General features: G+C 60.1%; 16 protein-coding genes. 4 read left to right on the forward strand and 12 right to left on the reverse strand.

The window, feature by feature from the left end:
• Nucleotides 1-91: 91 nt before the first annotated feature.
• The 3 genes from KUV46_07880 (at nt 92) to KUV46_07890 (ending at nt 1,122) form a co-directional block, all read left to right on the forward strand.
• Nucleotides 92-283 carry a hypothetical protein gene (locus tag KUV46_07880; GenBank protein ID QYJ02296.1) on the forward strand — a complete coding sequence of 64 codons (192 nt, stop codon included), beginning with the start codon at nt 92-94 and terminating at the stop codon, nt 281-283.
• 47 nt (nt 284-330) lie between these two features.
• Nucleotides 331-786 (forward strand): dUTP diphosphatase, encoded by a 456-nt coding sequence (gene dut, locus KUV46_07885; GenBank protein ID QYJ02297.1) that lies wholly within the window; start codon nt 331-333, stop codon nt 784-786.
• Nucleotides 787-882: 96 nt separating this feature from the next.
• Complete coding sequence (locus KUV46_07890; GenBank protein QYJ02298.1) at nt 883-1,122, forward strand: hypothetical protein; 240 nt, start codon at nt 883-885, stop codon at nt 1,120-1,122.
• Nucleotides 1,123-1,131: 9 nt separating this feature from the next.
• Here the strand turns inward: KUV46_07890 and KUV46_07895 are convergent, their stop codons facing one another.
• Nucleotides 1,132-2,481, reverse strand: coding sequence for an AAA family ATPase (locus KUV46_07895; protein ID QYJ02299.1), 1,350 nt, complete (start codon nt 2,479-2,481; stop codon nt 1,132-1,134).
• Between the two features lie 41 nt (nt 2,482-2,522).
• Here KUV46_07895 and KUV46_07900 point away from each other — a divergent pair, with 41 nt between their 5' ends.
• Nucleotides 2,523-3,275, forward strand: coding sequence for a HesA/MoeB/ThiF family protein (locus KUV46_07900; GenBank protein QYJ02300.1), 753 nt, complete (start codon nt 2,523-2,525; stop codon nt 3,273-3,275).
• On the opposite strand, the gene KUV46_07905 is transcribed toward KUV46_07900, so the two are convergent.
• From KUV46_07905 to KUV46_07955, 11 genes are all read right to left on the reverse strand, one after another.
• A complete protein-coding gene (locus KUV46_07905) occupies nt 3,272-4,213 on the reverse strand; it encodes an MBL fold metallo-hydrolase (GenBank protein ID QYJ02301.1) in 942 nt (313 codons plus the stop codon). The two genes, KUV46_07900 and KUV46_07905, sit on opposite strands and share 4 nt — an antisense overlap.
• A 79-nt stretch (nt 4,214-4,292) precedes the next feature.
• Nucleotides 4,293-4,766: a PTS sugar transporter subunit IIA gene (locus KUV46_07910; GenBank protein ID QYJ02302.1), complete on the reverse strand. Its 474-nt coding sequence runs from the start codon at nt 4,764-4,766 to the stop codon at nt 4,293-4,295.
• 19 nt (nt 4,767-4,785) lie between these two features.
• The gene (raiA, locus tag KUV46_07915) at nt 4,786-5,355 is read right to left on the reverse strand and encodes a ribosome-associated translation inhibitor RaiA (GenBank protein QYJ02303.1); all 570 of its coding nucleotides are present in this window, start codon (nt 5,353-5,355) and stop codon (nt 4,786-4,788) included.
• A gap of 142 nt (nt 5,356-5,497) precedes the next feature.
• Entirely contained in the window at nt 5,498-7,009 is a 1,512-nt protein-coding gene (gene rpoN / locus KUV46_07920) for an RNA polymerase factor sigma-54 (protein QYJ02304.1), read from the reverse strand.
• Nucleotides 7,010-7,014: 5 nt separating this feature from the next.
• Nucleotides 7,015-7,749 carry an LPS export ABC transporter ATP-binding protein gene (gene lptB, locus KUV46_07925; protein QYJ02305.1) on the reverse strand — a complete coding sequence of 245 codons (735 nt, stop codon included), beginning with the start codon at nt 7,747-7,749 and terminating at the stop codon, nt 7,015-7,017.
• 88 nt (nt 7,750-7,837) lie between these two features.
• Nucleotides 7,838-8,386, reverse strand: a complete 549-nt coding sequence (locus tag KUV46_07930; protein QYJ02306.1) for a hypothetical protein — start codon at nt 8,384-8,386, stop codon at nt 7,838-7,840.
• Between the two features lie 8 nt (nt 8,387-8,394).
• Nucleotides 8,395-9,033, reverse strand: a complete 639-nt coding sequence (locus tag KUV46_07935; protein ID QYJ02307.1) for a hypothetical protein — start codon at nt 9,031-9,033, stop codon at nt 8,395-8,397.
• Nucleotides 9,034-9,172: 139 nt separating this feature from the next.
• Nucleotides 9,173-9,787: a ribonuclease D gene (locus tag KUV46_07940; GenBank protein QYJ02308.1), complete on the reverse strand. Its 615-nt coding sequence runs from the start codon at nt 9,785-9,787 to the stop codon at nt 9,173-9,175.
• A gap of 58 nt (nt 9,788-9,845) precedes the next feature.
• On the reverse strand, nt 9,846-10,505 hold the full coding sequence (locus KUV46_07945; protein QYJ02309.1) for a hypothetical protein: 660 nt from the start codon (nt 10,503-10,505) through the stop codon (nt 9,846-9,848).
• Between the two features lie 14 nt (nt 10,506-10,519).
• Nucleotides 10,520-11,026, reverse strand: a complete 507-nt coding sequence (locus KUV46_07950; protein ID QYJ02310.1) for a hypothetical protein — start codon at nt 11,024-11,026, stop codon at nt 10,520-10,522.
• A 4-nt stretch (nt 11,027-11,030) separates the two neighbouring features.
• Nucleotides 11,031-11,543 (reverse strand): flagellar basal body-associated FliL family protein, encoded by a 513-nt coding sequence (locus KUV46_07955; GenBank protein ID QYJ02311.1) that lies wholly within the window; start codon nt 11,541-11,543, stop codon nt 11,031-11,033.
• Between the last annotated feature and the right edge of the window lie 82 nt (nt 11,544-11,625).

The following is an 11,625-nucleotide window of genomic DNA, read 5'->3' on the forward strand; positions in this document are numbered from 1 at the left end:
TTGCATTGACTCTTGTTAGCTAACCGACGTGATAATGAATTGTTGGTGATTGCGTCACTAAGCTAAAGCGTACAGTAACCCGGACAGGACCATGAAGCTCATTATCGGCTATTTCACTTTGATCGTCGTCCTCCTTGCAGGTCTGTCCATCTTTGCGAATGCGCATGCCGCGAGCGAGGCGAAAGCCGAGGATGTGCCGCCGGCAGCCGAGCTTCAGCAGACGAATGGCGCCCTCCAGCCTGCCGCCTCGTTCGGCGAAGATGTGACCGCCTACGTCATCTAGGCCTTTTCAAGTTGACTCTTGCGGGCGACTCCGTCGCTTTGCCTCTCATGCAAGAGATCAAAGTCGCCATCCGCACGCTGCCCCATTTCGAGGGCCTGCCATATCCGAAATATGAGACCGAAGGTGCTGCGGGCATGGACGTGCGCGCTGCCTATGATGAGGGTGATGCGTTTGAGCTGAAGCCCGGTGAGCGGACCATGGTGCCGACCGGCATCAGCGTGGCGATCCCTGAAGGTTATGAGATCCAGATGCGGCCACGCTCAGGGCTCGCGGCAAAGCATGGTCTGACCTGCCTCAACAGCCCCGGCACGATCGACAGCGACTATCGCGGCGAGCTGAAAGTCATCCTGATCAATCATGGCAGCGAGACTTTCACGATCGCGCGGGGCGAGCGGATTGGCCAGATGGTTCTGGCGCCGGTCACGCGCCTCGTCTGGGAGGAGGTGGACAGCCTGCCTGAGACGATGCGCGGTGAAGGCGGTTTCGGGTCGACGGGGCGCTAGACGCCTGCTCGATATTCGAAGCCGGCCAGCCGAATTTCCTTGAATTGCCAGCGAGCAGTCCTTATTATCGAATTACGATAAGAAAAGGATCGCCACATGGAAATCACCAGCCCCTTCACAATGATCGTGTTCATTGTGCTCGTTTGCGTCGGTGCCGGCGTGATCAACAATTACATCAAGATGAAGGCTGACCGCGAGAATGGCGCCGCTAATCAGGATGAGCTGGAATCGATGCGCCGTGATATTGCGCGGTTGACAGAGCGGGTACGCGTTCTTGAAACGATCGCGACCGACAAGGATGAGCGCCTCCGCGATGAGATCCGCCGCCTGGCTTAAGCGCCGGACCTAGATCAGGACGCCGTCTTCCTTGGCGAATTTTGCCAGAAGATAGGCGTCCGTCTCCTCGACCGTCTCGAGCTTGCCAAAGGCGAACGCATTGCGGTCGATCACCATGTCGCGCGGCCGAAGCGTGCGCGATATCTCCAGCCCTTCAAGCGTGCGGGCCCGCGAGAAGGCGACATAGGCCTGTCCGTGGGCGAACATGCCCCGGTCGAAGTCGATAAACACCTTGTCCAGCGTTAGCCCCTGCGCCTTGTGGATGGTCACGGCGTAAGCGAGGCGCAGCGGCACCTGTTTGAATGTGCCGACAACCTCGCGTGAGACTTTCTTCGTCTCCGGGTCGAGCGTGTATTTGTACTTCTCCCAGGCGGCCGGTTCGATCTCATGAATGTGGCCGTCCAGCTCCACCCAGACATTCTCGCCCTTGAAGCCCTCGACCGTGGCGAGTGATCCGTTCACCCAGCGCCCTTCAGGGTCATTCTTGATGAGCATGACCCGCGCGCCCTTCTTGAGCTCCAGGTCAGCCTCTGTTGGGAAGGACTTCTCGTCGAACTGGCCCTGAACATTGGCCTCGAATTCATGAGACTTGCCTGGCAGGTCAGCCAGCCGCGCCTGATTGATGCGGAAGGCGTTCGCATTGTTCGGCGTGAGCACGACATGAGTTTCGCTGGCTTCGACGGCCGTGCGGCCTGAAACGGCGCCCTGTAGCAGGCGCTCATCCGTTGGTGCGAGCCGCCCCTGTCTCATGGCCCCGAGCAGCGCAAGGAAGCGCGGGTCTTCCTGGCGGAAGACGTGTTTCAGCGCCAGCAGGGCAAACTCTGCCTGTTTGAAGCCGGGGGCGTTGAAGAAATAGTGCCCACCATAGCGCTCATTCAGGATTTCGGCTTCTTCACCGCGCGCGACGGGCGGCAGCTGGTGCAGGTCGCCGGACAGGATCATCCGAACCCCGCCAAAGGGGCGTTTGTTGCCGCGATTGAGCTGAAGGCTCTTGTCGATCGCATCCAGCATGTCGGCGCGGACCATCGAGATCTCGTCGATGATCATCGTCTCGATCGCCTTGATGAGACGTGCACCGCGCAGGCGCTTGATATCGGCTTCCTCGATCAGACGCGGCGGGAATTTGAAGAAGGAATGGATCGTCTGACCGCCCGCATTCATGGCGGCGACGCCAGTGGGGGCGAGTACAACCGTATTTTCGCCAGCCTCTGCCAGGAAGCGGCGTAGCATGGTGGTCTTGCCGGTGCCCGCCCGTCCCGTCAGGAAGAGATTGCCCTGCGCACCCGCGCCCCGCGCGACCCATTCGGCGGGCGCGGCATAGACCGTATCAGGCAGGGTATTTGTGTCAGACGTTTGCATTTCACGTAGCCTTAGACGTATCCGCCCTGCTAAGCGAGGGCATGGCACTCACTCCGCAGCAGCTCGACCGTCACAAGCGCCATCTCCTGCTCAAGGAGATTGGCGGGCCGGGTGTGCAGAAGCTTATGAATGCGAAAGTCTCCATCATCGGGGCAGGCGCGCTTGGCGGGCCGTGCGCCATGTATCTGGCCGCTGCTGGCGTGGGTGAGATCGAACTTTGGGATGCCGATACGGTGGACCGGTCGAACCTGCAGAGGCAGGTCCAGTTCACCGAAGCCGATATCGGAGAGGCAAAGGTGCGCAGCCTCGCCGCACGGCTGAAGGCGGCCAATGCAGACTGCCGCATCAGCGTACAGCCGCGCCGCTGGAGTGTCGCGCAGAAGCTGTCAGGCGATATCCTGATTGATGCGACTGATAATTTCGAGACCCGGTTCGATCTGAACAGGGCCGCACATGCGAGCGGGCGGGTTCTTGTGTCCGGGGCGGCCACGCGCTGGTCGGGGCAGGTGTCTGTGTTCGCGTCTGGCGTTAAGGCAGGCACGCCCTGCTATCAGTGCTTCGTGCCTGAAGCGCCGCCGGAGGCAGAAGCCTGCGAAGATGTCGGTGTCGTCGGCCCGGTAACAGGCATCGTCGCCTCACACATGGCGCTTGAGACGTTGAAACTGATCACCGGGGCAGGGCAGACGCTGATTGGCAAGGTCAGCGTGCTCGATGGCTTAGGCGGGGTCACGCGCCAGATTGGTCTGCCGCGCGACCCGGCCTGTCCGGTATGTGGGACGAAATCGGGCGCCTAGCTCGATAGGTCGGTGTAGATGAGCGCGGTAAAGCGCTCAGCATTGATGAAGCCCCAGTCCCATTCGCCTGCCAAGGGCGCGAGCGGATTGGCGGCCTGAACGGCCTCAAGCGATGCACCGCCCGACATTTCTTCTTCGACTGCGGCCACCGCAGCGACCATCATGTCACGCAGCGTCTTAATGTCCTCACGCGTCGATTCCGGGCCGTGGCCCGGGATGATACGGGTCTCGTCATTGGTCAGGTCGTAGAGCGTCGAGAGGGCCTTGATGTAGCCAGCAAAGGTGCCGCCGCTCCACACATCCACGAAAGGAAAGCGGCCGGAGAACATGACGTCGCCCGTGTGCAGCACATTGGCTTCTTCGAAATAGACAGCCGAGTCGCCATCGGTATGGGCATCAGGAAGGTGGATGATGTGGATCGTCTGGCCGTTCAGATGAACGCGCATCTCTTCTGAATAGGTTAGCAGTGGCCATGCGGCTTCAGGCGCAGGCGGGGTGACGCGGGTTTCGCCGTTCATCTGGCTTGAATTCTCTGTGGTGAGGCGCGTCCGGACCCCGTCATGGGCGAGGATGGTCGCGCCGGTGTCGGCCATGGGCACGTTTCCACCCGTATGATCACCGTGCCAGTGCGTGTTTAGAAGTAAGCGCACTTCGGCTTCGCCAGAGATATCCTCGATAGCAGACAGCAGGGCAGGGGCCATGTCGGCATACTGGCTATCGATCACGAACGTGCCGTCCTCGCCGTAGAGGACGCCGATATTCCCGCCGCGGCCTGTCAGCATGTAGATGCCGTCGCCAAGGTCAGTTGTCTCGACAGGCGTCGGCGATGCGGACTGCGCCGTGTGGGTATGTGAACCGTGCGCCAGTGCAGGCGCCGCACCCGCGAGTGCAAGTGCAGCCAGCGCCGCGGTGCGTTGGGTAATAGTCTTGAATGTCATTTGATGCCTCCCTCAGCTTTCGGGAGAGAAGATGAGCCGGGCTCGGCGTTCGTCAATGGCGCGCAAGGCGGCCTTACGATCAGGCGGCGGATGCCTTGGCGGCTTCCGGGCAGAGAATCTTGCGGATTTCCGACTTGTCTTTTGCCTTGCGGAGCGCTTCGCGGACGTTTGGCTGGCGAAGCGTACGGCTGACCTGTGCGAGGGCGCGAAGGTGATCGGCGCCGGAGCCGACGGGTGCGATCAGCATGAAGACGAGATCGCAGGGGCGCTCATCGACGGCATCAAAGTCGACACCCGATTCAAGGCGAACAAAACCGCCAATAGGCTGTGACAGACGGTCAATCCGGGCATGCGGAATGGCGACACCTTCGCCGACACCGGTAGAGCCAAGACGTTCGCGCTCCATCACGGCATCAAAGATGTCGCGTGCATCGAGCTTGGTCTTGGCCGCAAGCGCCTGGCTGAGCAGCGTCAGCGCCTGTTTGCGGCTGTCAGCCGAAGAAGGTTCAAGGATTACGCCTTCGGAAAGAAGGCTTGTAAGATCAGTCGCCATAACGCGTCCGGATGTTCTGTCAGGATTTGCTGTCGGTGGCCGGGTCGACCCAGCCGATATTACCGTCCGCACGCCTGTACACCATGTTGAGACCAGAGTGTTTAGCATTCCGGAACATGAGTGCGGGGGCGTCGGCAAGTTCAAGCTGAAGGACGGCAGCCGAGACCGTCATCGTGCGAATTTGTGCGGCAGCTTCTGCCACAATTACAGGCGCATTGCCGTCTTCGCCGGTTTCAGCCGGATCTTCATCATCGCCCTCAGGCGTGCCCTTCAGCACGAAGGCAGAGGCAGGCTCGCTCGGGAAAGGCGACTGGCCGTTCTTGTGGTGATCCTTCAGGCGGCGCTTGTAGCGGCGCACGCGCTTCTCGATCTTGTTGAGCGCCTCGTCGAGCGCGACGTATGGATCTTCGGCCTTGCCGGTCGATTGCAGGATGATGCCGGATGGCAAATGAATATTGCAATCGATTTCGGTTTCGTGGCCATTCGGGCTGACGGTGACGTGACCATCAAAATCCCGGTCGAAGTATTTGGTGACGGCAGCTTCCAGGCCCGTTTCGATACGAGTCTTGAGCGACTCGCCGAGGTCCATCTTCCGTCCTGCTATTTGTATCTGCACGGAACTCTCCGGTTATGGGTTCCCAGTATAACGCCCAAAATCTTGGATTACGAGGCGTCGCCTCCATAATTTCGTGACAGGTTGAGTCAATGCGCTACACGCAGGGCATGTGCCATCAGGCACTTGCACGTATCTGACGGCGCCTTTGCACGCTGGACGGGATATTCAGGCTCTCGCGGTATTTCGCGACGGTGCGGCGGGCAATTTCGATGCCGAATTCTGTGAGAATTTCGACGATTTTGTCGTCGGAGAGGACCTTGTTGCCCTCTTCATCGATCAGTTGCTTGATCCGGTAGCGAACTGCTTCGGCAGAGTGCGCATCGCCGCCCGCCGTGCCGGGAATGGCAGCCGAGAAGAAGTATTTCAGCTCAAACAGGCCGCGCGGCGTGCCCATATATTTGTTCGAGGTCACGCGGCTGACTGTCGATTCATGCATGTCGATCGCGTCAGCGACCTGTTTCAAGTTCAGGGGGCGCAGATGCGCAACGCCATGCGCGAAGAAGGCGTCCTGCTGGCGCACGATCTCGCTCGCGACCTTGAGGATGGTCCGGGCACGCTGGTCGAGCGACTTGATCAGCCAGGAAGCGTTCTGCGCGCACTCTGAAATGAATTCCTTCTCGCGCTCACGCATCGGCAGAGCGCTGACCTCGGCATAATAGGCCTTGTCCATCAGGACGCGCGGTAGCGTGTCTGAATTGAGCTCCACGGCGAACATGCCGTTTGGCATCTCGCGGACGAAAACGTCCGGGGCGACGGCGATCGTCGTGCCGCTCGCAAAGGCGGAGCCGGGGCGCGGGGTCAGGGCGCGCAGTTCGGCAATCATGTCGAACACGTCTTCCTTGTCGACACCGCAGATGTCGCAAAGGCTCTTGATGTCGTGCTTGGCGACAAGGTCGAGATTCTTTACCAGCGCGTGCATGGCCGGGTCGAGCCGGTCGCGATCTTTCAGCTGAAGGGCCAGGCATTCACTGACGTCGCGGGCCATGACACCAACCGGTTCAAAGCCTTGGCAGACCTTGAGGACGGCCTCGACATTTGCCGGATCGGCGCCGAGCGCGCTCGCCACTTCTTCGAGGTCGGTCTTGCAATAGCCTGCCTCATCCGTCTCATCGACAAGACGCGCAGCGATCAGCTGGTCAGCCTGAGAGAGGCCGGACATGGAGATCTGTTTGTGAAGATGCTCATGCAGCGTGGTTTCAGAGCTGAGCGAGCCTTCGAAATCATAATCGTCACCGGAGAAGCTGCCGCCAGATCCGGCCTGCGACCAGTCAGTGCGGGCGGACGGGCCGGACATTTCATTGGCCGTCGTCGCACTGTCTGACGTGGTACCGCCGTCATAGAGGTCTTCCTTGGGCGCATCCATTGCCTCGCGCGCTTCATTGAGCGCGGAATTGTCATCGAGGTTAAGCTCTTCGCGCTTGGACGCGCGCTCTGGGGCTTCGCGGTCGCTATCATCGCGATCGCTGCTTTCGCCGTGTTCGAGCAGGGGATTGCGCTCGATCTCCGCCTCAACAAACTCAGCGAGTTCGATGTTCGAGAGCTGCAGCAGCTTGATCGCTTGCTGCAATTGCGGGGTCATCACCAGGGACTGGCCCTGGCGCATGTCGAGACGTTGTGAAATGGCCATTGGCGTTACGCAGCAAACCGCTCGCCGAGATAGACCCTGCGCACATCCTCGTTCGACAGGACATCCTGAGGCGTACCTTCAAACAGCACGCCACCATCATAGATGATCGATGCCCGGTCCACGATCTGAAGCGTCTCTCGCACCTGGTGGTCAGTGATCAGCACGCCTAGTCCGCGTTGCTTGAGATAACCGACCAGATCGGAAATGTCCGACACGGCGAGGGGGTCGATACCGGTAAACGGTTCGTCCAGAAGCATGAAACTCGGTCTGGAAGCGAGTGCACGTGCAATCTCTACGCGGCGCCGTTCACCACCCGAAAGGGAGGTCGCAGGCTGTTCGCGAAGATGCGTGATATGCAGCTCTTCCAGGAGGGCTTCGACTTCCCGCTTGCGAGCGGCCTTGTCCTTTTCGACGAGCTCAACGACCGAGAGGATATTCTCTTCGACGCTCATCCCGCGAAAAATAGAGGCTTCCTGAGGCAGGTAACCGACACCCAGGCGTGCGCGCTGATACATGGGGAGGGTAGTTACATCCGCCCCGTCAATCTCGATCGTCCCGGCATCAGCGCCGATCAGACCCATGATCATGTAGAAACACGTCGTCTTGCCCGCGCCGTTCGGCCCGAGCAGACCCACAATCTCACCGCGTTGCAGGGAAAGGGACACGTTTCTGACGACCGTGCGCTTGCCAAAAGATTTGGCGAGCCCGTGTGCTACGAGACCTGTAGCTTCTGTCGTCATAAAATTCATTCCCTTGCCCGGCGCGGAAGATTGCCGCCCGGATAAATGCTTAGGCGATCAGGCTTAATATCCGCTTAGACCGGTTCGTTCAATTTGAAGCTTCTTCGCTGGCGGCCTCGGCGTCTGCCTCGCCAGCCTCTCTCTCATTCGGGGTAATATTGAACTGTACCTGTCCGTCACCGCCGTCGAGCGTCGTGCGGCCTTCCTCGAGCCGCATGACGAGCCGGCGACCCGTCGCGACATCCTCGCCGCGGACAAGGACCACTTCGCCGGTCAGCGTGATCGTATCGGTTTGTGCATCATAGGTGCCGACATCGCCGGTCGCCTTAAGGTCAGGCGTGACATAGAAGACCTCGCCCTCGGCCACCATGGACTCAATATCGCCAAAGCCGCTCATGCCAGTCGTCTGCGTTGCGCCGGTGCCGCCATAATAGATCGTCACCTTGTCAGCGCGCAGGCGGGCATTGCCCTGCATGATGTCGACATTGTCGATCAGCACGACCTGACGCTGGCGCTCCAGGACTTCGCTTGTGTCGGCATTCACCCGGATTGGCCCGCCTTCGCCGGAAATTTGCGCAAGGGCGGCCGGAGCAGCAATTGCAGCAATGGCCAGGATCGTGGTCAGACGTCTCATCATTTCAGTAATTACTCCTCATCGACGGCCGGTGGCGCCGTAGTTGCGGCCGATGCGTTGCCTGATGCATCGCGTCCGCCAGGAAAGATCGTCATGTCGACATTGCCACGGCAACGCAGCCGTTCACCATCGTCAACAATCTCATACGTGTCACAGGTCACATCGCCAAGGGGACCTGTCCCAACAAGTGGATCGATTCCGTCCACGCGTCCTTCGCTAATGAACATTTTCGCTGACGTGGAACGGAAATCGTAGCCCTGTGCATCTATCAAGCGCACATCTTCAAACAGGGCGAGTGTCTGCGCGGCCTGGTCATAGAGACCTGACGGTGCGTCGATCTCCGTGCCGTCCTCTGTCACGAGACGAGGGTTCTGCAAGGCAATCTGTTCGGGATTGTCGCGCTGGCGCTGGGCCGTGTCAGCCGTAATCACAATCGTACTGCCTGTCTCGTCGCGGCCGGTGAATCTGGCATTCACCATGGTAACGACTTCGTCCGATGTCAGCTGCTCGATCTTGCCGGGCCCGCTGGTTACCGCATTGGCGGCAAGGTGGCCGACCATGATGCCTGCAGCGATGGCGGCGCCCGCGGTAAAGGCAAGCCTCAGCATTGCCACGAGCGAAGACCGTTTGCGCGCCTGCGCAAGCGTCATCTGCCGCCGCGGCTCCCACAAGCTGAGGGCGCTATTTGAGTCTACAGCCAATAGCCTTGCTTTCCATTGCTTCGTGCCATGCGAATGGCGTCCCCCTGCCAGCTAGCCTATCGTCGCTAATTGCGGCGATAGTCTGTCCCTAACTGTGCGCGAAAATGTCTGACTCTCCCCAACCTTCAAGGTCAAGTTGTGCACGAACTGGCAGGAAATCGAAACATGCCTGAGCGAGGGTCAGCCGGCCCTCTCTTTCGAGCATCTCTTCGAGGCCGGCCTTGATGGCGTGAAGATGGAGCACGTCATTGGCGCAGTATTGAAGCTGTGCATCCGTCAGCTCTGATGCGCCCCAGTCAGAAGACTGCTGGGCTTTCGACATATCGACGCCTGCGATCTCGCGCGCGACATCCTTCAGGCCATGACGATCCGTGTAGGTGCGGCAAAGCTTGGACGCGATCTTCGTGCACCAGACAGGCGCGCAATCGATGCCCAGCCAGTGCTTCATCATTGCGACGTCAAAACGGGCAAAGTGAAACAGCTTCAGGCTGGACGTGTCCGCCATCATCGCTTTGAGGTTCGGACAGTCGAAGCTGCGATCCAGCTGGACGACATGTGCCGTGCCGTCGCCGCTCGACAGCTGGACGACACAGAGTGCATCCCGGAACGGGTTGAGACCCATCGCTTCGGTATCGACGGCAATCTCCCGGCCAAGGTCGAGATCGGCAGGCAGATCGCCTTTGTGTAAGGTGATTTTGTTCATGCATTGACGCCTTAGACATTCTCCTGCGGGACGCAAACCGTAAAGTCGCAGAAAAGCCTTACGGAGCGCGGCTCGCAGAACGAATATCGCGGTTGCGATTGGCCATCTGGACGCTTACCACATAGGCCTTGTCAGACTGCATGCTCGCCAGGATCAGACCAGCCTGATCGCTGTCCATCAGGCGCAGGAAACCTGCGGCAAAGTTCGGGTCCATCTGGTTGAAGATGGGCGCAGCCTGATCGGGCTTCATTGCGCTGTACATTTTGGTCAGGTGTTCGAGGTCGGCTTCTGCGTTCAACGTCATCTCTTCCCAGCGCGCCTCGACGGCCTGCTGCAGGGCGGCAAGTTCTTCTGCCTTGCGTCGAAGGTCTGCTTCGCGGGCCCGAAGATCGATTTCGCGCTGCTGGAAGTCGGCGGAGCGGGCCTGAAGCACGCTCTGGTCGCTGGCGAGCGCTGCGGCGGCTTCTCCAGTCAGACAGAACTCCGATGGAAGCGCTTCCATAGGCTCGCTTGACACGGCAGGCGTGGCGGTGGCTGGTGCGGCTTCGGTCGATTGAGCAGCGGGTTGGGCAGGAGAGGCGGCCGCTTCAACGGCTGCGGCTGGCGGCGAGGTGTTCTCTGCAGACGCCAGCGTGTCGGGAAGAATGCGCACAACGCCGCCCACGGTGAAGAGGACACCGAGCGTGATCAGGACATGTGTGCGCGCTTTGCCGGCCATATCGTCGTCAGATCCTAATTATGGTTCTGGGTGACCCAGGATTCGTCATCTTCGAAAAGGAAGTCGCCATTGCGCGCGGCTCTCTTGAGCCTTTCCTGACGCGCACGCATTTCGTCGATCAATTGTTCAAGCCCGCCTTCAGACCCGGCAGGCAGCCTTGCCGGGGCCGCCTCGCGGGCTGGCTCTTCATAGGTGGTTTTTGGACGGGCCGTTGCAGGGGCAGGACGGCGCGGGGCAGAGCCTTCCGCACGCTCAACCAGCGCTTCGAGCCGGTCGCACGTCGCGTCGGCTTCTTTCATCAGCTTGCTGAGGCGGGCGGCCAGTTCACCAGCCTGGTTGCGGGTTTCCTGAGTCGCGGAGGACACGGCCGACACAGATTTGGTCATCGCCATGATGGTCGCGCCAAGCCCGTCGCGTGTGTCCTGCAGGGATTTCAGCCTGCGTGAGAGCTGCACGCAGTAAATGCAGGCTGCGAGCGAGACGAGGAAAAGCGCAAGGTCAGTGATCTGAAATTCTGGCATGGCGCTACCTCAACATGAATTCGGTTATCAGGACGCCGCGGGCGCGCTCTGCGCCAAGGACGAGTTCGGCGCGCCGCGACAGCTGTTCCTTCAGGTCCGGATAGAAGGCTTCTGCCTCGAAGTCCGAAATGTCGATCGCGCGCAGATAGGTCAGGAAGGCATCCTGAAGCATTGGCGAAGCGGCCTGGACTGCCTCGACCTCGGCAGCAGGCGTCATGACAACTGCGTTGACTTTGACGTAACGCGCATTCGCGCCATCACCGACTGTAATGAGCATGTCTTCCAGCTCGACATAGCCTGTGTCGGCGCTCGCCAGCGGAGCAGGTCCGTGGGCGTCTGGAGAGACCGCGCAGGCGGCCGATTCGGTTGCGCCGGACGGGGCCAGAAAGAAGACCACACCAAAAGCGGCCGCACCGCAGATGACGGCAATAATCGCAGAGTTTACAAGGAGATTGCCGCCGCTTTCAGCGGGCGCGGCATCATCTGCGTTCGGATTGCGGGCGTTATCAGCGGCCATCTGCCCCTCTCGGCAATGCATCATTCCACACCGCTGCTTTAGTAAATCCCCGGTAAAGGAAGCGTTAATGATTTCGCCCGAA

Origin of the sequence: Thalassovita mediterranea (assembly GCA_019448215.1) — a bacterium.
Taxonomy (GTDB): domain Bacteria; phylum Pseudomonadota; class Alphaproteobacteria; order Caulobacterales; family Hyphomonadaceae; genus Henriciella.